Consider the following 25,273-nt stretch of genomic DNA (forward strand, 5'->3'; position numbering starts at 1 on the left):
GTTATCCCGCCTTCCCATTACACTTCAAGAGGTGTTCCTAATAACTCCGATACCACTTTCACCACTCGTTCTGCTTTTGGCAGATAAATATCCTCCAGCGGCGGTGAGAATGGTACCGGAGTATGAGGAGCTGTGATCCGTTTTACTGGTGCATCAAGATGATCGAATCCTTTGTCAGCCACCAGTGCGGCTATATCTGTCGCTATACTGCATCTTGGATTGGCTTCATCTATCACAATGAGTCTGTTTGTCTTTTCTACTGATGAAAGAATCGCTTCTTCATCCAATGGCGACAGGCTCCGCGGATCAACAACTTCTATTTCAATTCCTTTTTGAGAAAGCTGTTCCGCAGCCTCCAAAGCGGTATGAACCTGCTTCCCTATGGCTACAACCGTCACGTCCGAACCTTCCCTTTTAATATCTGCTTTGCCGATTGGAATCGTATAATAGCCTTCCGGGACATCACCTGTCATGTTATAGAGGGTCTTGTCTTCAAAAAAGATGACAGGGTCATTATCCTCGATTGCAGCAAGCAATAATCCCTTGGCTTCATATGGCGTTGATGGAACGACCACTTTCACACCAGGAATCGCAGTAAATAGTGCATATAAGCTTTGAGAGTGCTGGGCAGCTGCTCTGAATCCGGCGCCATGCATAGTCCGAATCGTCACGGGAACCTGGGCCTTGCCGCCAAACATGTAACGGAATTTTGCTCCCTGATTTAAAACCTCGTCCAAACAGCTTCCAATAAAATCATTAAACATTAATTCGGCAATGGGACGCAGTCCGGTAGATGCCGCAGCCATCGCTGCTCCCATATACCCCGCTTCCGTAATCGGTGTATCTAAAATCCGCTCCCGGCCAAATTCCTGCACAAGACCTTTCGTGACCCCAAGCACACCGCCCCAGGCATCTTCATCCTGCAAGTGGTCAACCTGAGCTCCTCCGGCAACATCCTCACCCATTAAAATGACATTCTCATCCTTGCGCATCGCTAGTTTCATAGCCTCATTGATGGCCCCTGACATACTTAACTTTCTTGTCATGAAAGATTCCTCCTTTTATTTAAACTGTCCTGAGACAAAACTTTGCGTTGTATACTCTTAAAACTAATAAGAGACATATACGTCCGTTAACAGCTCGGATGCATTCGGGTATGGACTTTCTTCACTAAACTTTACAGCCTGGTCCACTGCTGCTTCGACAGATTTTTCAATAGCCACGACTTCACTTTCAGCAAGCAGCTGCTCATTCAACAGGTGCTTTCTAAAGAGAAGAATGGCATCTTTTTCCTGCTTATGCTCTGCTTTTTCCTGATCTCCTTTGTAGGTTTGGGCATCTCCCTCAAAGTGGCCATAATTCCGGTATGTCACACATTCAATCAGTGTCGGACCTTCCCCGCGCCTTGCCCTTTGAACGGCTTCCTCGGCAGCCTGGTAAACAGCCAGAACATCCTTTCCATCGACTTTGATGCCCGGAATATTGTAGGCAATTGCCCGGTCCACAATGGACTTACAGCTCGATGCGTACGAAAATGGAGTCGCTTCTGCATATCCATTATTTTCAGCAACAAAGACAACCGGAAGCTTCCAGATCGCAGCCAAATTAATTCCTTCATGGAAAGTTCCATGATTCTGAGCACCGTCACCAAAAAAGCAAACGCTTACATTATCGGTCTTTTTATACTTGGCTGTTAGTGCTGAACCACAGGCGAGCGGAAAGCCTCCACCTACAATGCCATTGGCTCCAAGCATCCCTATATCAAAATCGGCAATATGCATGGATCCGCCCTTTCCTTTACATAGCCCTGTAACTTTTCCATAAATTTCAGCCATCATTCCATCCAAATCACAGCCTTTAGCAATGCAGTGCCCATGTCCGCGATGGGTGCTTGTTATGCTGTCCTTGTCATTTAAATGAGCACAAACCCCAACAGCGACAGCTTCCTCCCCAGCATATAAATGAACAAATCCCGGCAGGATTCCCTTTGCAAACAACTCATGAACTCTGTCCTCAAAATTTCGGATTTCAACCATTCTTTGATACATCCACTGGGCTTTTTCCTTCGTTAAAGCTACATCTTTACTGCTTTCCAATGCTTTCATTCTTTCAGCCTCCTTGGAAAAATAGATTTCAGATAAATTAGTTGCAAGAACCGTGCCAAGAAGCTATGGCACTGATTTCAGCGTTTCAGGGTAATTTTTGCTCAAAAAAAATAGACAAATTGAGACAGTGTCTCGATTTGTCTACTTTTGTTTCTATTAAAAAGGGTTTCTATTTTGCAACCGGGAGACCCTAACGGTGGTTACCTCCATTCTCGCTCCTCAAGATTAGTTCCAGCAACATCATAAATGAAACCGGCAACATGAAATCACTCCAGCCTGCACAAAAATAAGCACTATCCATCATTCCTACAAGAGCTTGCCACAGAGGCAATAAATCAAAACACTTCGTCAAATGGAGCATAAAAACCAACTTGAATGCGATGCGTTCACTCTCCCAAGAAATAATCATATTCCCGGACTGCAAATTACTGAGAAACTTATCTTTTCTACTGTACAATTACTTATATATTTGATCCATCTGAAAAGACCTTATACAATTTTTAGTTAGGTCATTTAGTAATATATAATAAAGCCCTCTTCATATAATTTTAATTCGTTAATATGTAACACATAAAGAAAAAAATCCATAAACCAGATCATTTTTACCATGATATAATATACAGTTGTATTATGCATATTTTGTAAAAAGATGTAGTTTTTGCTGAAAGGATGATTTAATTTGAATAATACTGATATACATATAGATAAAACAATCAGGTTATTTACATATTTAAAAGAACTTTCTTTATTAAAAGCCCCACTGGTTAGAGATCTACAAAACTACGAGAACTACGTATTTTTAAATGAAATCCCAGATGAAAATGGTTGTATTTCACCGCTTATTTCAAAGGTGAAAGATACTTGGGTGGAGATCAAAAAACCAGTGAAGCCAGTTTTTCCACATCCGCCTAAAGCTTTAAAGGACTGGATAAGCTCTGCTTACAAACCAGAAGACACCACTGCCCCTGCCCTTTTAGAAAAAATCCCAAATCCTGATTCTCAGGATGATACAGACCAGGATGAAACTGATGCTGAGGCTGAGCAAAAATATTTATATTTGGAAGATCATTCAGATATACAGCGTAAGTTTGATTTCTACTTAGCAGGTAAATGGAATGTGTGGAAAGAAGAATTTGAACGATATGAAAAAGTCCAAAGTATATACACGAAGTTATTCTCCATTTATCAAAAACAGAAAAAGCTCGGGGATCAGTATGAACTCATAGCCGCTGTTGGGCTATTGAATTGGAAGGATCCTAATAACCAAGTCATTCACAGGCATATAGTGACCGCTTCATGTGCGTTTCAATTTGATGCCAATAATGGAATTATACGAGTCATGCCATCATCAGAAGGAATTAAGCCTGAACTAGAGCAGGATATGCTTGAATTAAGCAACAGATTAGATAACAAAGCTTTATTGCCTATTGCGGAAAAATTGGAAGAATTACAGGAGTCTTTCTGGAATCAAAATCTATTAAATTCAATTTGCAGGTCCTTTGCTTTTTCATTATCGTCAAATGGAACATTCCATGAAAATGAGTTAGCAAATACGAGGGAAACATCGAAAGAACCCAGCATTTTTTATAGTCCTGCCCTTATTTTAAGGAAGCGGACTGAAAAAGGATTCCAGCAGGCATGTAATACAATTGTAGAAAATGTGAAGGAGTCAGGCGAAGAAATTCCTCAAGGCATTAAGAGGATTTTTGAAGAAATTGATGATTTCCATCTATCTGCCGGCACGCAAGATAACCAATCAACCGGCACCGTACCAGTTGATTCAACTATATACTTCCCTCTTGAAGCGAATGAGGATCAACAAAAGATAATCAAGAATTTGGAAACTAGAAATGGAGTTTTAGTACAGGGACCTCCTGGTACAGGAAAAAGCCATACGATTGCCAATTTGATTTCTCACTTGCTTTCTACAGGAAAAAGAGTACTCATAACAAGTGAAACGGCAAGAGCACTTAAGGTATTAAAAGGTAAAATCCCAGAAGAACTGCAAAGTCTATGTGTTAGCTTGCTTGGCGCCGATTCCAAATCCTTCAAAGATTTAGAAAAGGTCGTTCAAACGATTTCGAACAAGCGTGATACCTGGAATTCAGACATGATGTCCAATGAGATTGCTGAACTGACAACTCAACTTAAAGAAATGCGTAAAGAGAAAGCAATCCTGCAAAACAAAATGAGATCAATCAGGGAGAAAGAAACATTTCAGCATAGTCTGCTAGATGGTGATTACCAGGGAACAGCTCAAAAAATTGCTATGACAATATATGAAGAACAAGATAACTATTCCTGGCTCAAAGACCACTTGGATATGGAGGCCGAATGCCCTATTACCAACTCTGAGGCAGCAGAACTCCTGGAATTATTATCTCTTCTAAATAAGAATATTCAGAAGGAGATTCAATTATCATTTCCACCTCATGATCTATTAGATGGTGAAGAAACATTCGCTGGAAATGTTAAGCGTGAATCTTCCTTAAATGAAGAAATTAAAAACTGCGAAACCGCAAATCAAGATAAACTTGAGATACAATCAAGCCTAACTAAAGACCAGCAAGCTTTGCTCAATAAATTACTTAATGAGATGTCTTCCCTATCCAACCAGATTGCAATGAAAAAGCAGCAATGGCTATCTTCAGCTTTCCAGGATCTATTACAGAATAGGTTCAGACCCTGGGGAGAGTTTTATACACAGGTCATGGAATCGCTTAGTAAGATCAAGACTCTTGCATCAAAGCATAGTTTAACTGAAATTCATGGTACTGACCAAGTTCCATTATCTCAGCTTCTGTCGGACGTATCCTTGCTTCATGCTCACTTGAAAGAAGGAAAAGGACTCGGCGTCCCTTTAATGAGGCCAAAAGTCGTGAAAGATGCCTGGTATATCGTGAAAGACGTCCGCGTTGATGGCCGAATGTAATGTATCCCTCTGTCAAGACACAAAATCCAGATATTTAAGATAAACTACTTCTCCTTTCGTTTTGGTTTTTTGATCGCCTTTCTTAAATTGTGGTTAACCTGAGCTCACCACCCGGTGTTTGTCAATATAGATGTCGTATTTAGTTACTTTAGTATATTGAAAATGTCGTCAAACCCCGAGTTCAGTCAAGGCTACCGCGCTGCGCTTGCTGGCCTAGTGATTTGAATCGAAAGGAAAAGTGTGCTTTCGATTCAAATCACTAGGGAAAAGGGAATATTATGGTTTCCTCAATGCTTCGGTTTTCCCCTCATCTCGCATTGGATTAAGTGCTACTTGTTCACTTGGTGTCCAATTTCTTGTGCCTCGTGCCCAACGCTCTGGATGCTTTGCCTTTGCTGCTTCATATACGTCCTTTCGCTTTTCCAATATGACTACGTGTTCCCCCGTATGACACTGTACAGGGGTCACAAAATTCAATCCACTATGCAGGTGAATCTCGTTGTACCATTGGACAAATTGCTGTGCCCATTGCCTTGCTTCTTTGAGTGAAGCAAAACCTTTATGTGGGAATTCAGGTCGATATTTGAGTGTCCGAAACATCGCTTCTGAGTATGGATTATCATTACTCACACGCGGTCTTGAAAAGGAGCTTTGAATGCCCAATTTCTCTAGTAAACTTAAGAATGTTTCAGCTTTCATTGGGCTACCATTATCCGAATGCAACACAAGTGGTGCGCCATGGATTTTTTCATTGATGACTGCTTTTTTCACGAGCGTTTCGGCGTGTTTTGCCTCTTCTGTTTCCCAAACTTCCCAGCCAACTACTTTTCTACTAAATAGATCGAGAATTAAATAGAGTCGATAATACAAACCTTTCACAGGTCCACCAAGCCACGTAATGTCCCAAGTCCATACCTGGTTTGGCGATGTTGCTAGATGACTCTCAGGGATTCTTCGCTCAGGCCTTTGACTACGACCGCGGTGATGTTGCATTTTTTCTTCACGTAACACACGATAAAATGTGGATTCAGATGCAATATAAGTTCCTTTGTCCGCAAGTTTTGGTACAATTTGCGTCGGTGGTAAATCGGCATATTCTTCTTGTTTGACAACCGTCAGTATTTCCTCTTTTTCTTCCTCAGACAACTTATTTTTCGGCACTGGTCTTTTTGCAAGTGGTCGTTGATCGACCTTCACATCCCCCCTGCCACCCAGCGCTCATATGTTCGAACGCTAATATGAAGTTCCTCGCAAGCCTTTGCTAATCGCGCACCTGATTGATTTGCTTCTTGGATGAGTTCTACAGCTAATGCGCGATTTGATGGGTTAATCATTCTTCCTCGTCGTCCCCCCAAATCGCTTGGGCCTTTTTTCGCAAAAGTAATAACGCCGCAGCTTCAGCTAGCGCTTTTTCCTTCTTTTGTAGCTCTTTTTCCAATTGTTTAGCACGCTTCTGTTCTTCCTTTAATACGCCATTCAACTGTTTCGCTTGATCGAATGCCTGACCATTTGCCTGAAGACACACACTCTTCCATGCTTCAATCTGTTCTCGATAGAGACCTTTCTTACGACAATACTCTGCAAGCTCCGACTCATTCAATGCGAACGTCTCCATCACGATTAAAAACTTATCCTGGCTGCTCCATTTATCGCTTGTTTGGCCATTCCCTGGCGTTGCTACACCAGCTGTGCGCGCTTCCTTACGCCACTTGTACAATGTCACTTCTGTGATGCCTTCTTCTTTAGCAATTAGGGTCACTGATTCATTATTCGGTGGCATCATGCGTTTAACAATGACATCTTTTTGTTCCTGCGAATATCGTATTCTATTTTTCCCTGTCATATCGATCAACCTCCGTGTTATTTACTTAACTATAACACTAAAGCATCCTACGACATCTATCCTAACAGAGGGGGACGTCCTAAAAGAAAACATAAGTTCATTAAAAGTGTTCTATATTATGAAACCAATCTAAAGGATGTAAGTAGCTGCTTGACTGGAACGATATAAAAAATGTCTAGCCCTTTAATAAATTTCATACATAAGAGAACCAGTATAAGCAAATATTTTCTGTAATAAATAAACTTAACCAGAACTCACCATTCCTTTATAACTTTACCCCATCCGTTTTTCTCTGTTGCAAAGAAATCTCCTTCAGTAAAGCAAGCACCTAAAACATCACCCGTGTCTAATAGGTGCACTGGATTATCAGTTGTTCCTTCAATTTTTATTGAACCTTTCATCGTTTTGCTCCTGAGTAAATTAAAGTCTGGGGCTGTGTTTCTTTCTATAAGCTGATGCTTCCATACGCCTGGTTTATCTGGATTTGGAATTGTCCTAATGTTGAAGTGAGGTGTGAGCGTGATCTCTTCAAGATCATTCTCTTCTTCCCATTCACCTGCAATCTCAATCATTAATCCATCTTTTCTCTGTGCTTTGCCAATTATCCGATCATCTTGTTCTTCTAGGGTGATTGAAGCATACTTTTTGGGATAGCCCCAAAGCTCTCTTCCTGCAGCGATGGCAGCATCATTGTTTTCGTATTCAAACACATACCATCCACCTTTTTTCCCTTCGTACGATACTGGAACAATAATAGAGAAGTCCATAAAACCCAGTTTATCGCAGCTTGAAAAATCAGTGGCTACGACTGCAGCAATTTCCTCTTCTAATTTATATGGAGTTGTTCTTACCCATTCTTCGAGTATTTTACGATTTGGTCGAAAATAAACAGCCAATGATTTCTGCCCTAAACATTCATATGGTACAAACGGCGAGGGATACAATGGTGCGTGTAAGGGTGCGTTATTCAAGTAATATCCTCCTTCAGATCATGGACTTTTTTTAGCTTCGTCTCTTTCTTTACAGTTGATTTGCTTACGAAATAAATTACAATAGCGGCAGACAGCATTCCAGGAATAATTTCATAAATATAGCTGGATAAAGATGCGTTGATCCAAACGATAGTTACAACAGAACCAGTAATCATTCCCCAAAACGCACCCTGCCGTGTTACCTTATTTGAATACAAGCAGAAAATTAATAACGGGCCAAAACTGGCTGCAAGCCCTGCCCATGCATATAATACAAGATCGAAAACGGCTTTTAAGTTCAATAAAGCAAGTCCGGTTGATAATACACCCAACAAAATCATCGTTATACGGCTGATAGTCACATTTTGTTTTGACGTATATTCTTTATTAGTCATAGACTTTAACAAATCACTTGCAATAGACTGTGTAGCAACCATTAATTGTGAAGAAAAAGTGGATTGGATGGCTGCAAAAATAGCTCCAATTACAATTCCTGCTATGATCGGGTGCATGATATCCATAGTGACTTGAGGAAAAATATACTCTGGATCATCAATTACTGGCACGAGGATTCTACCAATTAATCCAAGCAAATTGGAGCCGGTCATAACAATAATGACCCAAACCATGGCAATAACAGAACCTTGTCGAATCGTTTCATCATCTTTAGCAGATAAAAAACGCTGAATGATATGCGGCTGCCCCGGTTCCCCTAAACCAAACCCTATCAAGCCAAGGATTACACCGAACCCTACAGCACCACTTGTACCCCCGCCTGTTGATAATAGAACAGGATCAATCATTTCCAATGTCGTGAAAAACTCTCTGAAACCGCCAAGCTGAAATAAAATCATATAGAGAGGGAATATAACAAGGACCGCCATCATAATCAGACCTTGGGTTACGTCAGTCCAGATAACAGAACGGTATCCTCCAAATATGGAATAGCCGATTACAAACGCTGCAGACAGCACTAATCCCCAGTTATAATCAAAATCAATTATGGCATTTAAAGCCTTGCCTGCTGCAGTCAATTGTGAAGCCATATACGCGATAAAGAAAATAGCAATAATAGTTGCTGCTAATATCTTCAATGAGTTCTTCGGATCGTGAAATCGCATACTAAAGTAGTCTGGCAAACTCAATGCCCCTAATTCTTTTCCTGAACGCCGAAAGCGGGGAGCTACTACAAACCAATTTAATAGATATCCAGCAATAAAACCAGGGAGCATCCACATTGTAGAGATTCCGGCAACATAGGAATACCCGGCAGCTCCAATAAAAATCCATCCGCTTGTATCTGAGGCCCCAGCGGATATTGCAGTTGCCACTGGTCCAAAGTTACGGTCTCCCAAGTAATAGCCTTCCTCACTTTTAGAGATGAAACGCTGTGCTGCAAATCCTACAAAAAATACAAGAATCAAGTATCCAATGAATACAGCAATCATTTCATCTCATCCTTTCGGGAAGCAAACTTATTAAAAACAAAAGTTAATACCAGACCCAAAATTGGAGAAATAACATAGAAAAACCAAATTAACAATTCATTTTTCATTTCAAACGCCTCCTTTTGATGAAAGTGCAGCTTTCGTCAATGGCAGCCTATCAATGATCTTCCCATAATCTAGTGTAAACCCCCCTCTCACATACTTTCCTCCAAGAACTTCTGTTGGACCAAGAAGCGATAGAGGATCCTGAGCGGATTCTTCCCATTGCAATGAAGCTCTCCCAAACCATTCATCTATTGTAAAAACTTGATGGAACTCGTTATGCACTACAAAATTCAGATCCATTTTTCCATTTTCAACTCCGGGCATTCTTTTAACCTGAAGTCTTGGAAACAGAACTGGTACTTCAACATCCATATTCTCCTTAACTAGTGTTACGTTAATAATTTCTTTTCCTTTTCTGAAAACTTTCCCTGTTATTGAAGTGCCGTTTTTCTCAAAAGTAACCTTCCCAAGCTTTTTGGGATAGCCCCAAATTTCTCTTCCTGCACATAAGGCATCATCTGAATCCACATATTCAAAAGCCATAACAGCTCCTTTTTGATTCTTATATTGGCATGGTATTATGAGCCCTCCTTCTGAATAGGGATCTAATCCTTCTACTTCATTGTTCTTCAGAACAAAAACCTCAAAAATATCTCCAGTTAACTCAAATTCTGCTGGCAAAAACGTTTTTAGGATTTCCTTCTTCCCTTTTGCATAGATGCTAATTTTTTCATAGTCCTTGTAGACATAAGGCAGACTAGGATAAAGAGGTGCATATTCCGGTAAAATTTCATAAATATTCTTTTTCATTTCATTCCTCTCCCTTCTGCCTATATAGTCTGCAAGAGTTGTGCCAAAATGAATTCAGTTAAGAAATGGCACTTTCACCAAAACTCTACTCATTTTCGAGTATTTTTATGGGTAATTACTCAATTTTGGGTATTTAATAACTTCAACTCATAAACATAACTTTGTAAGTCATACTCCTTAATTTTTCTGCTCATTGTCTGCTGAGGGAGCTCTAGTCTCCTCGCCGCTTTTGAAACATTCCCATGAGTACGTTCCAGCTCTTGTTTAATCATACTTTCTTCCGCTCTTTTCAACTGTTCTCTGAGAGAAAGACCCAATGAGGGCTGGAAGTTCTCGGACTGGTTCTCAATTGCTAAATAGGAGTGCTGCTGTAAATCTTTTTTAGTTATCATCGAACCCTCAACATGATTCATAGCCCGTTCAATCCAATTCCGTAATTCCCTTACGTTTCCCGGCCAATTATGTTTTTTTAAAGTGACCAACGCCTCTTCTTCAATACCTTGAACATCCTTGCATAGTTCCTCGTTGAAGTAAGATATAAAATGCATGGTCAAAGGCAGGATATCTATTTTTCTGTTTCTAAGTGGTGGAAGCTCAAGATACATAACATGCAGACGATAGTACAAATCACTGCGCATTTTACCGGACTCTAACAAAGAAGAAGGATGAACATTTGTCGCAGCTATAAATCTAATGTTAATTGACATCTCTTTCGTATCGCCTAACCGCCGAACCTTCTTCTCTTGAACAACCCGCAGCAATTTGGCCTGAAGAGTAAGCGGAAGGGAATTGATTTCATCTAGAAATAGAATTCCTCCATCTGCTTGTTCAAAAAGTCCTTTGCGATCTTCTGCACCTGTAAAACTTCCTTTAGTTGTACCAAATAAAATAGATTCCAAGAGATTCTCCGGTATAGCCGCACAGTTTTGGCTAATTAAGCTGCACCCGCTATCAGTGGCAATCGCATTGACAATAACTTCTTTCCCGGTTCCGGTTTCTCCATATAATAATAATGGTGAAGAAGTTCCAGCCAGCTTAGGGATCGCATTTTTGACATCTCTCATCGATTTAGATAATCCAATTATATTAGTTTCCATTGTTTCTCTTGCTTTCGTTGGCTGTTTTCTTTTGGCAATTCCCTTTTCCCTTCGTAACGTTTCCAGCTCATCAGCAAGCCGTGTAACAGCTGAAACATCTTCAAACAACTCATACGCCCCAACAATTTTTCCGTCCTGAATGATTGGAAATGTTGATGTCAGAGCTGTCCGCCGTTCGCCCTTACTTGTTACAAAGGTTTGAATTCTGTCAATTACAGATCTTCCTGTCTGAATCACTTTACAAAACGTACTCTCACTCTCTTTTAAATTCGGAAACACTTCAAAAATCGACAAACCTGTTACTGACAAAGCACTAATCCCTATTGCAGAAGCCCCTTTATTTACAAATGTAATGTTATAGTTACAATCAATAGCCATAATTCCTACACGAATCTTTTCAAGAATATCCGTCTTCCACTCGTCTATTGTCATAGGTATTGAGCTTTAATTAGCTCCCTTCTCTCCCTTCATAATTAATAAACGTTTATCATTTCTTTCGACATGTAATATAAATAGTCCTGTGTTCCGAAATTGCAGTTATTGTAGTGATGTCAGATGGAATTTCAAGAAAAAAACCCTGTCCCTTTGAAAAGTAAAGTTTTAGAGTACTAGGAGAGATAGAATCATCGCTTTACCCCGCCGGCAACATTCTCCTCCATTGCCTTGTGTACGCTTAAGTCTAACCAGAGACGTATACATCAGTTAACAGCACCATTCTAATATGGAATTTCATCATTGAAATTTACAGCATTGACCTCTGCTGCCTCGTCATAATTCGATTGCCTCGACTTCACTTTCAGCAAACAGCTACTCATTCAACAAATGTTTTTTAAAAAAGGAATGACATCTTTCTCCTGCTTATGCTCTGCTTTTTCCTGAATCTGCTTTGTAGATTTTGGCGTCCCCTTTAAAATAGTCAACATTCCGGAATGTCTCATTTTCAGCGCCTTGCCCTGTGAACAGCTTCTTCGGCAGCCTGGTAGACAGCAAGAAAAAACACAGGAAAAACACAGGGACGGTTCCAGCGTATCAGAGTGAATCGCCAGAACCGCCCCTATGTTTGTTATTAGCCAAGCCATTTCTATTAGGATTCGTCCCCTGCCTCTTCCAGTGCATCAGGATAAATAACCTCATTAAATACCTCGCCTGTCGCAGTATCCTTCACCAATATCTTTACCTCATAGTCCTCTGGATCAACACCATTGAATAGCTGATAAAACATTCCGGAAAGCCCCAGTCCAAAAACAGCAAATCCATCAAAGCTATTTTCATAAGCTTCTCTGTCGACTTCCAATGTAAACTCTGAAAAGTCCTTGTTGTTGGTAACTTCTTTCACAGATGGGTAATCTTCGCCATTCTTCGTATCAGCAATGGTTCTCTCCAGTTCTGTCTGCATTTCTTTCATCATTTCTTTATGCTTAGCTTTAGACATTTTATACGTGACTGAGCCATCATCATTCTTGGTGACTTTAATGCCTTCCTTTTCGGCTTCTGCAAGGGAGCTATCTGCATCTTCTCCTTCGAACATGGAAGCTGGCAAGGTTACCTCAACGTTTAATAGGCCTTTATCAACTTCAACGGCTTCACTTTCCTCAGTCTTTTTTTCAGTACCAGCCTCTTTTTTACCTGCCGTCTTTTCACCATCAGAACATGCACTTAACAGAACGATCATAAATGACATAAATACAATAAGCTTTTTCATCGTTTTAACTCCCCTTTTAGATAAAATTAATTAATACCCTGTTCCAATACTGATATCCAGTCCCTTTGCCAACTCCCCCTGCCCATCTTCATATAAGGAGGAGGGAATAATTCCCGTAATGGTTACGTACTCTTCGGTTTGCTTAAGTGTTTCAAATAGTTCAGCAAATTCTTTCCTGTCAAAATAAACGGTCCATTTCCCTCCTGTTGACTCATCCCATACCCCTACGGCAAAGTGAGTTTTTTCAAGGGTGATAAAACCATAGTTATAATACGTATCCAGACTGGCGGTACCGGAGATTAAAAACTCTTTATCCAAATGATTTTTCATATCATACAAAACATCCTGTGCCACCAGATCCAATCCTTTTTGAGATTTATATTCTTCAGCTGCCTGAACAACTGAACCTGCTTCGTTTGAAACAGCCGGTTCTCCACCCAAAATCTCAAATTCAACACCAAGTGCCAATGTATCCTGGCCATCTTCATATTGTGCCTTTGGGATTGCGGCCGCTGCTGCTAAATAGGTGTCACCTTTTTTCAGTGTTTCATACAAATTAGAAAACTTGGCTCGGTCAAAATACAAAACCCAGCGGTCAGCATACCCTGCACCTTCGTCCTCTACACTGACAGCAAAATGGGATTGTTCAAGATTGCTAAACCCATAGTTGTAATACGTATCAAGACTCGCATTTCCCATTATGGCAAACTTTTGATCTAAGTTATTTTGCATATCAAACTGTACATCCCTTGCTTTCAACTGAATATTTTTTTCTCCCATAAAACGAGTGAACAATTCATCAGGGTCGGCCACTTCTTCAACCTCTTCTTGTGTATCCATCTCTTCAGCAGCTTCTTCTTTCTCTTCTGCAGCCGCCACATCAGCTGATTCTGCCTCTTCTGATTTCACTGATGTTTCAGGAGTCTCCTCACTTCCGCATCCGGCCATGGCAAATAACATTGATGGAACAAGCATTAACCCCATTAACACTTTTATTCTCATTAATAAAACTCCCCTTCCATTTCCTTACCAATTATCTGGTACATATCAATCATAACAAGAAGGGTGCACAAAAAATCGGCAGGGTAGGAAAAGAAAAACAGCATACTTTTTTGCATGCTGCATAAAAGCTAAATTATTTTTAGTAAGGCGGTTTTCCAAGGGACTGGGATCTTAACAAGCCAGTTCTCAACAAAAAGAGGGTTCGTGAGTAATAGCTATCATAAATAATAGATGGAGACATAGCAGATATTTTTTCTTCCTCGAGCATAAACATCAGTATCGAGCAGCAGGAAAGAGGGATAGCCATGTCCTTGATCGGATTTGAACTGATAGCCAAAAGAGCATGGACGATTTTGCCTGGCCACACTTTTTCGATGTCCATTTTATGGAACAAAAAAAAGATCCCTTCCTCCATCGGAAGAGACATCTATCATGAATCTGGACTTATACTTCCTGATAAAAGAATTGCAGCTACCGGGAGGATCCACCATCTCTCTTATCATACAATAAATCACTATGAACCCTTACAAACAGCACCATGTAAGCTTTTTTGCCGGCCTGACTTTCCCCTGGATGATCTTAAAGTTGAACTACTTGCGCCGTTGAAAGGGATTATGGAGCCCATTCATCAAACGGCCGTTCTGTTCTTATGGATCGAGGAAAACAATCTTTTAAGAAAAACAGAGCTCCACCTGGATCCCCAATCATTTGACAGGATTCCACCAAATCAATATTTTATCGATCTTTCTTTTTTACTGGGTAAAATTTAGACCTTATCTCAAGCAAAAACTGCTTTCTTTACCTTCTCTCCGAGCATTAAACTAATATCGGCGTTAAGAAATAAACAATCAAAAAGGCTGTGAATATACGCATGACAATTCCTAGTACAGCCGCTCCCATTGCTTCCTTTTCACTAAGATCAGAATTAGCTGCCCATATAACCGGGATTTGACCAAAGACAGTAGACAAAGGCAAGCCGGATGAAGCTAATACGAATGATCCGATGACCAAACGCGGATCCAAAGAACCAGCAACTTCCGCTAACTGGGCCATGGCCAGCGCCGGGCTAGCCAATATGGAGAGAATTCCGGTCTCAGGATGAATATTTAGTGCTAACAAAACGGCTGATAGGCCGGATTCAAATTTTGACCAAATGCCGATGTAATCCAAAACGCCAATTGCAGCAAACACGACAGCGGCAGCCGGTATAATGAGAAGGAATAAAAGCTCTGCTCCCTCCCTGGCTCCATTAAACAAAGTGGGTAAGAAGCCAGTCTTCGGCGTAAATTGAGGCAGCTTTGCAATTTGGACAGCTTTCGTATCCCGGTAAATGGTTTTAGAAAGCAGGAACGGGACAACAATGACAGGCATGAAAACAGCCAGCACGACCACTACAAAAGCATTGGCCCCTACTGCCGTTAAAGCAACCATGCCCAACATAAAGGTAGCAAAAGACTGCTGGGATTGTACCATGGTTGCTACCGCTATTTTCTGCTCTGCTTTTGTTGCTCCCGAACGGATTAAGATCGGTCCGGCAATTTTTCCGGCAGCATTAATATCACCAAGAATATTATATATACTTGGAATGATAACAGCTGAATTCACTTTCATCAGCTTTGTAACAGGAATGAATATCCGGATTAACGCATCCGTAAATCCCAGCCTTTCCAGTACCCGGCCTATAATGACACTGACAATAATGGAAACCCCTACCGTGCCGGTTAAGAATATCTCTACGATGACCGGGAAAACCTGATCAACAATGGAAGTAAATAACCCGGCTAATGTACCTGGCGTGATTAACAGTACCAGCAGTGAGATGATGACTAAACCAAGACCGACTGCTTCAATTCGTGTCCATTTTCTCGTTAAAGGAATCGGGACACTATTCTCTTCTATTTCTAGATTTTCTTGTACTAAAGATTTAACCTCGCTCATCTACCTGCACTCCTTTTTTTATAGTGTATGGACAGCCGTTTTTTTCAATAGATAACCCTCAGCCATTTCTTCTGCATATTTCTTTAAATGAAGAGATCCCATTTCATTTAGGGATATGCTAGTCACACGTTCCCGAAAAACAACAACTTCAACATCTGGCAGCAGTCTGTCCAAGGCATACGCTAAAGGCAAACCGTTTTCGAGTATTTCTAACACATGGCAATTTCCGATAATAAAATTAAGTCCTAACTCCTTAGCTGTTTCAATAAGTGGATGTCCATCATAAACCCGGCTAATGGAAGCAAGAACTGTGTCAGCCTCCGGGTGTTCCTGGATGGCTTGACGCAGATGTTCAGGAGAAAATCCCGTGTGCGGGAAAATATGCACAATATTATTCACGGGGCTGGTCTCTTCTCCATGAACAATTCTCCCCCGTGTCACTATACTCGTTTCAGACAGAGATGAACTATTGCGTATTTCCTTTTCAGTATGTAACAGTTCCTCTTCATCTCTCAGACCCATAAAATTGTCCAGCCGTGTTAAAATATCCCCCAGTGTTTTCACCTCTGGGAGTACTTTCCCTGCATATAAAATATTTCCGTGTACTCCTCCATAAGAAACCTCTGTCCGGTATACCTGATGGCCATGCAAAAAAGGAATGCCAGGATGTAATCCATGGAAAGCTTCATGCAATTCAAATGCAGCTACATTATATAAATCCAGATAGTTTTTCAAGATAACTCCACCTGAATTAGCCGCTTCAGCTATCGGATGATGAGCAACAATGGCATCGACACCAGTAGCACCGGCAAGTTCGATACATCCTTCTGTCATTGTCATAGCAACTGCTATTTTTTTTACTTCTTTTTTCATATCCCCATAAACAAGACCAGGCGTTTCAATGATTTCTTTCCCGGGAATGTTGGAAGATTTCATGATAACAAAGGGATGCTCACCTCTCGTAATATCGTTTAGAGATTTAATCACTCTTCCTCCTGTCAGCTCATCCAGTGCATTCAATACATCTTCTACTGTTTTCATAATGTTGCTGCCTCCTCTATTTTTTTTATAAAAAAAAACCGTCAGCACAAAACAAACAGACGCTAGTCTGAAAGCTTGTACTGACGGTTTTAATGCACTCTTTAGAGTTCAATGGACCAGTCACGATTATTTAATTATCTGGAAATATAGGCACTTGTATCCCGATCCAGGGTAATGATCGTTCCTGAGAGTTCAGTAACGGGATCATAGTCCTTTAATATTGAAAGTACCTTCATCCCATATTTTTCTTCCAGGACATTTCTTAAATGTTCCTTATAACTATCTATGATGGCAATGTCAGTCATTCGGGTTACAAAGCGATTAATCTCGTCTAAATGTTTAAGAGATGGAATTCTCTTATGATTGGCGAAAATTAATATCTTATCCCCCAAAAACTCGACTCGTTGACTTTTGACGCCAATGTTAAACAAAAGAAGGTTGATATTGTTATAGTCCTTGATCAGTTCCTGCTTAAATGGGCCAGCAGTCCAACTCATTTATCCACACCATCTTTTAGAAATTTCAGAATCCTTTGATAAATAGAATTTATCATAGTTAAAACTATCTGTAAAGTGTTTATATTAAAAATATATTTCACTAGAAAAAATCAACCTTCAGAGGCCCGTCACACTAGTCACCTTGAAACACAGTGAGGGTTCCGGCGTACCAGGGTGAATCGCCAGAACCCTCACTGTGTTTATTTTTATTACACTGTTGAATATTTAAATAATCTCATCTATCTTTAGCTTTAATTCACCATATTTAACCGGCTTTGCTATTTTACTTAAAGAAGATAAACTAATAGTTTTTTGAGACGGAAAACGCTCATCCAAGATTTTAGTCGGGACAATATAAAACTTCCAATGACTCATATTCAATGGATCAAGGGTATCAATATCTTTTTCCTTCAATAAACAAAAGATGTAAACGTCAGAGTGTCTTCTAATCTCTGTACTATACTTCCTGGTTGTATAACTATATTCCCTTTTTGCCCCAATGTTAAAGCCGATTTTTGAAAATGTGTCAGTATGCCAGGTCTGTACATATGCTGCAGATTTTACTTCAATCTTTTTCCCTCGATAAATTAAATCATAAGCATCCCACTCGATTCTTGACTGATTTAGACAGTCTAGAGCACTTCCTACTAAAAACTCCGCAAATATTCCTCTTAATGAGTTGCTTAGCAAATCAGAAAAACCCCAGCCCCAGAAATCGATTAGCGTTTTATCAGTTCCACTTATCTTAGCTTTTTCTGAAAGTGTTCTTTTTCTTGACACTAGTAACACACTTCCTTTTTCCTTTTTATAACTCTTCCACATCCTTTTGATCCTAAAACAACTCATAAAAAAAGCGTCAGACCCACTTAGGTCCGACGCTGCATGTATTATTGTTTCTCAAAAAACATTATTCAAGCTTCTCATTTATTGAGCTTTTAAATTATCTGAAGTAATAAATTCTGATTGATTATTAATCTCTGTAAAGTGATCAGGTGCAACTCTTGCTTTGACTTTCATAGCAATCATATACACAATTCCTGCAGCAACAATGGATTGAACGGCAGGCAATCCAAATGAATACACGTATTGTGTGAAGTAACCAACCAAAGTTCCTACTACTAATGCGATGGTTGCCATCCAGTTCCATCCTTTGTTGTCGACCCACTGCTGTTTTCTTATAAAGAAGAAGTCAGCCATCATAACACCAGCTATGGCTGGATAGATTAAAGCAGTCATATATAAGAAGTCCATAAAATAATCAAGGATCCCCGCCAAAGCAACTCCTATAGAAACAATAGTACCAGCTAATGTAAGAAGTGCTCTTCCCTTATTAGAGTTCACATTTAGCATGTTAGCTAAAGCCAAGCCCATACTATAATTATTTACTAATTGACTCGTCCAGGTTGCTAACCATAAAATGAGAAAGCCCCAGATCGGGAAGCCTAAATTCATCATGACATTGACAATATCAGCTTCGCCTACTCCTATAGACATAATAGCTCCAACATAGAATAGCGGGAAACCTACTGCAATGATGCCTAATGGAATGAGTACGTTGTCTTTTACTTTCGGTTTTGCATAGCGAGTATAATCGGAGGCAATAACCCATTGAGAAACATTAATACCGATGACTAAGCTAACGGCAGCAAGAAAAGTCATTTGCGGTTCAGGGCTCCAGGATGAGATCTTTTCCCAGCCGATATTTTTTAAAGCATAGAAGATACCGCCTGCAATTAAAAGAAGGCCAGCAGGGACAGCTAAGTAATCAGTCCATTTCATAGATGAGTAGCCAATAATGGACGGAAGTGCAAATAGCAGACCAGCTATGATTGTTACGAGTGCCCAAAGGAACCACTGCGTCTTATAGTCAATTCCAAACATGGCTGAAATGGCATTTCCTGCAACTGCCGTCTGCAAAGCCCACCAGCCCATTGAAACGATAAAGATAGTCAATCCCACAATAAACCGTGCCTGGGTTGAACCAAAGCTGGTTCTGGCAATTACGGAAGAGGACCGGCCAGTTTTAGCCCCAATATAGCCTGCGAGGGCATTACCGATCCATTGGAAGACAAAGAGAGCTGCTGCCAAGATCCAAAATAGCTTTCCGAGTCCAAAACTGGCTGTTAACGTGGCACCAACCATTAAAACCGGAATTGTAAATTCCAGTCCCCCAAATATAACAGCGGGTGAAATCCAGTGCTGCCTCTCATTCATTGGCACAGAAGCAAGAGCTTCATCTTTTCCACTGCTTTTCCTTAGAGACACATCTTCCATTTCTATTCAACTCCTTCAATTTTATATCGGAATATTCTGTAAAATCCTTTTATAATAAAGACCTTGCCCAAGCAAGGTCTTTATGGTGAATGATGCTAACCAACCAACACCCAAACAATTTCACAATCTTCTTCACTGTCATTATAGGCAATATGCTCTTGCCCGGCAGGAATATAAGTTGCTTCCCCACTTGAAACCCGATACGTTTTTCCATTAGTTTCTGTTACAATGGAACCTTTTACGATAATGGAATATTCGTTCTCACTATGATTAGAAACTCCAGTCAGCGGAACTCGCTTCCCCGGTGGAATAACAACTGTACCCACTTTCAAGTCTCCAGCCAGAGCTTTTTGTGAAAATACCGTTTTAAGTGGAACGGCCGCATTTGGATCGGCCTTAATTTTCTCTATATTTAATACCTCCACTTTATTGCCCCTTCCGCTGACGATCTTTGGTTAAACCTTCAACTTCAAAGGTTTTCTCATTTACTATTACCCCGAAGCTTTCATTTGCCTGTGCAGCAGTAATATAGCCATTTTTCACATCCTGGGCTACTTGATCTGCAGGGCGTTTAAACGGGTCTCCATAGCCGCCGCCTGTAGCAGTTACCAATTTAACGACATCACCTTTATTCAGCGGATACCTAGGATAAATTCCAAATGGACCATCTACATCCCCGTCGGCTTTTTCAATATATACCTCATTCGCTGAACCGTCTTGGCCATCCTTCATTCCCCAAGGAACAAACTTATTACGTCCAAATGTAACGGAAACCATTTGGTTGTCACTTAAAGCTTTATAGGAACGAATGACACCAGAACCGCCTATATATTGCCCTGCTCCAGCACCATCTGTATGAAGGCTGTACTCGTCAACCATTACACCATACCTGGTTTCTGCAACCTCCACTGGGACATTATAGGTTTCTCCATCCCCAATACAGAATTGTCCTCTGGCACCGTCCTGACCCTCAGAAGCACCCCAGCCTCCAACTGATGGTTCAACAATTAAGAAGGGTTCATTTGTATCCTGATGCTGGCCTGATAAGACAACTGAACAAACAGATAATAAATGTCCCGCATTAAGCCTATGAGGAACAACCGGAGCAAGAGCTTTCCATATCAGATCTGCTCCGGCCAGCATACTCTCCCAATAGATTGACACAGGCGCAGGACGTTCTGCCGAAAGAACAGATCCCATATCCGTAATAACTTCTAATGGGCGGAAAACTCCATCATTTGCATCCTGCGAAGGATTTGTAATCGCAAGGAAAATCGTTCGCACGGCAGAAACCAGTGCTGTATAAGAACAGTTAACAGGACCTGGAACCTGAGGATGACTGCCTCTAAAATCTGCAACGAATTTATCATCTGTTATGGTTACTTTCACTTTTATCTTGAAAAGGCCATTTCCAAAACCATCATCATCAATAAACCCTTCTGCGTTAAAAGTACCTTTTGGCAGTTTACTTAGTTCCTGGCGTGCAAGCTGTTCACCGTGATCAAGCAGATAATCTACTGAAGATAAAAATAATTCTTTCCCATGTTTTTCACATAGTTCCTTGACTCGTTTTTCACCTGTTTTCAGGGCTGCAACCTGTGCCCACATGTCCCCTAAAGATAATTCAGGAAAACGCACATTAGCTTCTATGATATCGACAATCGCCTGATTTATTTCACCTTCATTAAAAAGTTTTACACTCGGAAATTGTAAGCCTTCCTGAAAAATATCTGTAGCATCGTTACTGAAGGAACCTGGATCTTTTCCGCCTACTTCTGTCCAATGTGCTTTATTGGCCGAAAAAGCAACAATTTCCCCATCAAAGAATATTGGCATGACCAATCCAACATCCGAAAGGTGTGAACCTCCACCACCGTAAGAGTCGTTAATGATAATGATATCGCCCTCTTTTAACTTTCCGTCACCAAACTTTTTGAGTGTTTGCTTAACCATGTCAGAAAGCATCCCGATAAATCCGGTTACACCATTTCCCTGTGTTAAAAGCTGTCCCTTCGCATCGGTCAGGCCGCTGGCATAATCCAATACTTCGTAAATAATCGGGCTCATTGAAGTCTTAGCAAGGGCAATAAACATCTCATCTCCAATAGCAACCAGTGAGTCTTTCACAATCTCAAGTGTAAATGGATCTACTTTACTCCGAACAATCTGTGTCATTTATTCCACCCCTGTTTCAATGATTAAATTCCCATACTCATCTACAGTTAAGGACTGATCAGGATAGATAACTGTAGAAGCAGACGGTTCCTCTTCAATGGCAGGTCCAGATATTTTCATGCCTTTACCAAATAAACTGCGGTAGTAAACCTTTGTTTCAACCCATCCGCTGTTCTCGAAATATGCTGGACGAGTTTCTTTGTAAGCCTCTTGCGCATCGCTGCTTGTAGAGGTTAATCTTTTTAGTTCAGGCTTTAATACCTTCCCAAATGCTGTTAGGTGCAGGTTGACAATCTCTGTCGGAGTCCCTTCAAGCTTAAAGGTGTAATGCTGTTCGTGCAGATCTCCAAAGCGTTCAACTACTTCTGAAATGGTTTCTTCAGACCATTCCCCATTCGGAACAGGAACCTTCACAGTGTGTTCTTGACCTAGATAGCGGATATCCGCAAATCTTGTAAATAGCACATCATCTTCTGAAACTCCCTCTTCTTGATATTGCTTAAGTGCTTGAGTTTCAATTGAAATCCATTCTTTATTTAGCTCACTAGGATCTAATTGATTTAATCTTCTTATATATGTCTGGATATAATCATGTCTTAGGTCAGTCATGAGCATGCCCCATGCCGAAAATACCGAGGAAGCAACAGGAACAATAACCTTCTTAACACCAAGCTCTTTAGCCAGTGCCGGTGCATGCATCGATCCTCCGCCGCCAAAAGCGACCAGCGAGAATTCACGAGGGTTATGGCCCTTTCGAACTGAAATAAGTTTCAATGCATTCAGCATATTGGAGTTTGCTATTCGAATAATGCCTAATGCAGCATCCTCAACAGACATTCCAAAATGATCGGCAACCTTCTCTTTAATGGCAGCCTTCACTTTATCCAAATCTACTTCATAATCAAAGTTTTCTGGTGAAAGTCTTCCAGTAATCAGGTTAGCATCGGTGGTTGTTGGCTCCGTACCACCTTGACCATAGGCAACCGGTCCAGGCAAAGCACCTGCAGATTGAGGACCAACCTTTAAAGAACCCGCTCCATCTATCCATGCGATAGAACCGCCGCCATTTCCAATTTCAACGATATCAACAACCGGCACTTTTATTGGATAGCCGGCACTGCGCTCATTTTTTTCAATGAAATAATCAGTAGAAACTTTTACCTCTCCCTGATTAATCAGGGAGCACTTTGCTGTAGTCCCGCCGATATCAAAGGCAATAATATTCTTCTCATCCAGGATTTCACCAAGTACAGCTGCTCCATAAATCCCCGCAACAGGTCCCGACTCTACCATATTAATAGGCGTTTGCTTTGCACTATTAAAGGTCGTTGTACCGCCATTTGACTGCATAATGTAATTTTGGCTATCAGTCTCGTTTTCTATTAATTTATTATGTAATCGATTCACATAAGATGCAGCGATTGGCTTTACATAGGAATTAAGAACCGTCGTACTAGTTCGCTCATATTCCCGCCATTCTTTTGTCACCTCATGCGATGCCGTAACAGCCACTTCTGGCCACAGCTCTTTTACCATATTCACGGTCTCAATTTCATGAACTGGATTTACATAGGAATGCAAATAAGCTACAGCTATCGCTTCTACTTCTTGTTCCTTGAAATATTGAATAATCTCTTTTAATCGTTCCTTATTTAACGAAGACAGCACTTCTCCCTTATAGTTTAAGCGCTCTTCTACTTCCTGACGTAAATAGCGCTCAACAAATGGAACCGGCTTTTGATACCTGACGTTAAATAAATCCGGACGATTTCCACGCGCAATTTCCAGTACATCCCTGAAGCCTTTAGTTGTAATTAGACCTGTCCTTACACCTTTTCGTTCAGTAAGGGCGTTAATAATAACAGTGGTGCCATGAATAAAAGTCTGGATAGCTGTTTGATCTATCCCGCTTTTCTCAATAACATCGATAACCCCTTTTTCAAAATTGGGAGGTGTGGTATGGCTTTTGGCAACCCCAATCTCACCTTCTTCATTGACATAAACCAGGTCAGTAAAAGTTCCGCCAATATCAGTAGCTACACGCATGATACTCCACCTTTCTGTATTAATAGATTTATTTATAAAGGCCAATTAAAATATAACTGGCGTTAAAACACAAAGTAATTTTGATTCTTCGCTTATCGGATTTTCAACTGTATGCGGGTAGGTAGATGGGAAATGAATAGAATCACCTTCTCGGATAATGTATTCCTTACCATCTACGTGAAAAATAACAAGGCCCTTTAAGACGTAATAATATTCCTCGCCTGCGTGGCCAAACTGCTGTGTCTGTTTTTGGTTGGGTGCTAATGTAACCAAAAGCGGCTCCAGGCTTCTGCCTGGAAAATCACCATTCACTCGCACATAAGTAAATTCAGACCCTTTGATATTAAATGGCTTATGCTCGCTGGACTTCACCATAAAGTTCTGATTCGGTTTCTCGTCTTCGAAAAACTCAGAGATTTTTACATTCAGTGCATCCGCTATTTTTTTCAATGAAGTAATAGCTAGGGAAGTTGTTCCTCTCTCGACTTGAGAAAGAAAGCTGATTGATAAATCAGTACGTTCACTTAATTCTTTTAAGGTATAGCCATTCTGAAGTCTTAAATCTTTAATTTTCTTGTAAATTTCATCCATAATGAACTCCTTTGAAGCAGAACTGAAAAATTATAGTATAGGTGTAAAGTAATTTAAGTATTACTGTAATTAAGAGTATAATAGCATATAAATTTTTGAATTGAAAGAAAATTTTTAATTGCTCAACAAAAATTCCAGATACACACCTTATGATTCAAAAAAAGCGACAGACCCATTTGAATAGGCCTGACGCTAATCACTTTACTTTCTAATAGGTTCTCTTCCCTTAGAACTGCTCTTCTTTTGTAAATGGGCTATATTTGGGCATTGTCATTCTGCCGATCGAGCTTATGTCCCGGTTTAATCTTCGACCTCAATTAAAAATATTTTCTCTTTAAACCCACCGCGCTCTTCAACCTTCTGTTTCCTCAATTCTTCGACCATTTCAATTGATGCTCCATGAGTCTCAGCAAGTGTATGAATTATTTCAAGCAAATCGGCTAATTCCTCAAGCGCTTCTTCATCATTTTCCGCATTAGTGTACTCTTCCAGTTCTTCGAAACTCTTTTTCTTAAGTTCTTTTATGAATTCTGTCTGGTCAAGAACTCTCGTTGTAAATTTCTTCCCTGACCTTTCAATAATTTCAGGGATACGATCACGGACTAGTTTATTGTAAGTAGGCATTTATAATCCTCACCTTAATATGATTGGCAGCATAAATTTTAACCATGTACACGATCTAGTATAATGTATCCGTACCATTGGACACTAAAAACGAAAAAATAAGATAAAGATAATGGTATGAGCAAAAAACGA

20 protein-coding genes and 1 pseudogene are annotated in these 25,273 nt (G+C 40.4%); 2 read left to right on the forward strand and 19 right to left on the reverse strand.

Translation table 11 applies throughout. The annotated features are described in order from the left end of the window. Positions 1 to 17: 17 nt before the first annotated feature. Together NCCP133_RS19565 and NCCP133_RS19570 are read right to left on the reverse strand one after the other, a co-directional pair. On the reverse strand, positions 18 to 1,046 hold the full coding sequence (locus NCCP133_RS19565; protein ID WP_264806921.1) for an alpha-ketoacid dehydrogenase subunit beta: 1,029 nt from the start codon (positions 1,044 to 1,046) through the stop codon (positions 18 to 20). 63 nt (positions 1,047 to 1,109) lie between these two features. Next, positions 1,110 to 2,105, reverse strand: coding sequence for a thiamine pyrophosphate-dependent dehydrogenase E1 component subunit alpha (locus tag NCCP133_RS19570; protein WP_264806923.1), 996 nt, complete (start codon positions 2,103 to 2,105; stop codon positions 1,110 to 1,112). Between the two features lie 679 nt (positions 2,106 to 2,784). On the opposite strand from NCCP133_RS19570, the gene NCCP133_RS19575 reads away from it, so the two are divergent. Next, entirely contained in the window at positions 2,785 to 5,037 is a 2,253-nt protein-coding gene (locus NCCP133_RS19575) for an AAA domain-containing protein (protein WP_264806924.1), read from the forward strand. Positions 5,038 to 5,313: 276 nt separating this feature from the next. Here the strand turns inward: NCCP133_RS19575 and NCCP133_RS19580 are convergent. The 7 genes and pseudogenes from NCCP133_RS19580 to NCCP133_RS19610 all read right to left on the reverse strand — a co-directional run bounded on the left by NCCP133_RS19580 (position 5,314) and on the right by NCCP133_RS19610 (position 13,955). Next, positions 5,314 to 6,880 (reverse strand): annotated as a pseudogene (locus NCCP133_RS19580) (IS3 family transposase). 254 nt (positions 6,881 to 7,134) lie between these two features. Beyond that, positions 7,135 to 7,851, reverse strand: coding sequence for an acetoacetate decarboxylase family protein (locus tag NCCP133_RS19585; RefSeq protein WP_264806926.1), 717 nt, complete (start codon positions 7,849 to 7,851; stop codon positions 7,135 to 7,137). Continuing rightward, a complete protein-coding gene (locus tag NCCP133_RS19590) occupies positions 7,848 to 9,299 on the reverse strand; it encodes a sodium/proline symporter (RefSeq protein ID WP_264806927.1) in 1,452 nt (483 codons plus the stop codon). The genes NCCP133_RS19585 and NCCP133_RS19590 overlap by 4 nt, the downstream gene beginning before the upstream one ends. Positions 9,300 to 9,407: 108 nt before the next feature. Next, positions 9,408 to 10,154 carry an acetoacetate decarboxylase family protein gene (locus tag NCCP133_RS19595; protein ID WP_264806928.1) on the reverse strand — a complete coding sequence of 249 codons (747 nt, stop codon included), beginning with the start codon at positions 10,152 to 10,154 and terminating at the stop codon, positions 9,408 to 9,410. 119 nt (positions 10,155 to 10,273) lie between these two features. Beyond that, entirely contained in the window at positions 10,274 to 11,683 is a 1,410-nt protein-coding gene (locus NCCP133_RS19600; RefSeq protein ID WP_264806929.1) for a sigma-54 interaction domain-containing protein, read from the reverse strand. Between the two features lie 652 nt (positions 11,684 to 12,335). Beyond that, a complete protein-coding gene (locus NCCP133_RS19605; protein WP_264806930.1) occupies positions 12,336 to 12,953 on the reverse strand; it encodes a hypothetical protein in 618 nt (205 codons plus the stop codon). A gap of 30 nt (positions 12,954 to 12,983) precedes the next feature. Continuing rightward, positions 12,984 to 13,955: a hypothetical protein gene (locus NCCP133_RS19610; RefSeq protein WP_264806931.1), complete on the reverse strand. Its 972-nt coding sequence runs from the start codon at positions 13,953 to 13,955 to the stop codon at positions 12,984 to 12,986. A 305-nt stretch (positions 13,956 to 14,260) separates the two neighbouring features. Here NCCP133_RS19610 and NCCP133_RS19615 point away from each other — a divergent pair, with 305 nt between their 5' ends. Beyond that, entirely contained in the window at positions 14,261 to 14,725 is a 465-nt protein-coding gene (locus tag NCCP133_RS19615; RefSeq protein ID WP_264806932.1) for a hypothetical protein, read from the forward strand. Positions 14,726 to 14,771: 46 nt separating this feature from the next. Here the strand turns inward: NCCP133_RS19615 and NCCP133_RS19620 are convergent, their stop codons facing one another. From NCCP133_RS19620 to NCCP133_RS19665, 10 genes are all read right to left on the reverse strand, one after another. Beyond that, positions 14,772 to 15,893: a hypothetical protein gene (locus tag NCCP133_RS19620; protein WP_264806933.1), complete on the reverse strand. Its 1,122-nt coding sequence runs from the start codon at positions 15,891 to 15,893 to the stop codon at positions 14,772 to 14,774. 18 nt (positions 15,894 to 15,911) lie between these two features. After that, positions 15,912 to 16,934 (reverse strand): Nif3-like dinuclear metal center hexameric protein, encoded by a 1,023-nt coding sequence (locus NCCP133_RS19625; protein WP_264806934.1) that lies wholly within the window; start codon positions 16,932 to 16,934, stop codon positions 15,912 to 15,914. Between the two features lie 134 nt (positions 16,935 to 17,068). Further along, complete coding sequence (locus NCCP133_RS19630) at positions 17,069 to 17,431, reverse strand: Na-translocating system protein MpsC family protein (RefSeq protein ID WP_035329682.1); 363 nt, start codon at positions 17,429 to 17,431, stop codon at positions 17,069 to 17,071. A gap of 225 nt (positions 17,432 to 17,656) precedes the next feature. Next, complete coding sequence (locus NCCP133_RS19635) at positions 17,657 to 18,253, reverse strand: hypothetical protein (RefSeq protein WP_264806935.1); 597 nt, start codon at positions 18,251 to 18,253, stop codon at positions 17,657 to 17,659. 102 nt (positions 18,254 to 18,355) lie between these two features. Continuing rightward, entirely contained in the window at positions 18,356 to 19,705 is a 1,350-nt protein-coding gene (locus NCCP133_RS19640) for a purine-cytosine permease family protein (protein ID WP_264806936.1), read from the reverse strand. 95 nt (positions 19,706 to 19,800) lie between these two features. After that, a complete protein-coding gene (locus tag NCCP133_RS19645; RefSeq protein ID WP_264806937.1) occupies positions 19,801 to 20,130 on the reverse strand; it encodes a cupin domain-containing protein in 330 nt (109 codons plus the stop codon). A 1-nt stretch (position 20,131) separates the two neighbouring features. Continuing rightward, positions 20,132 to 21,880 carry a hydantoinase B/oxoprolinase family protein gene (locus NCCP133_RS19650; RefSeq protein WP_264806938.1) on the reverse strand — a complete coding sequence of 583 codons (1,749 nt, stop codon included), beginning with the start codon at positions 21,878 to 21,880 and terminating at the stop codon, positions 20,132 to 20,134. Continuing rightward, positions 21,881 to 23,926, reverse strand: coding sequence for a hydantoinase/oxoprolinase family protein (locus tag NCCP133_RS19655; RefSeq protein ID WP_264806939.1), 2,046 nt, complete (start codon positions 23,924 to 23,926; stop codon positions 21,881 to 21,883). It lies immediately after the preceding gene. Positions 23,927 to 23,971: 45 nt separating this feature from the next. Then, positions 23,972 to 24,517, reverse strand: coding sequence for a helix-turn-helix domain-containing protein (locus tag NCCP133_RS19660; RefSeq protein WP_163140614.1), 546 nt, complete (start codon positions 24,515 to 24,517; stop codon positions 23,972 to 23,974). A 300-nt stretch (positions 24,518 to 24,817) separates the two neighbouring features. Further along, positions 24,818 to 25,141: a nucleoside triphosphate pyrophosphohydrolase gene (locus NCCP133_RS19665; protein WP_264806940.1), complete on the reverse strand. Its 324-nt coding sequence runs from the start codon at positions 25,139 to 25,141 to the stop codon at positions 24,818 to 24,820. Positions 25,142 to 25,273: the final 132 nt, after the last annotated feature.

This window comes from Cytobacillus sp. NCCP-133, assembly GCF_026011715.1.
Classification (GTDB): domain Bacteria; phylum Bacillota; class Bacilli; order Bacillales; family Cytobacillaceae; genus Cytobacillus.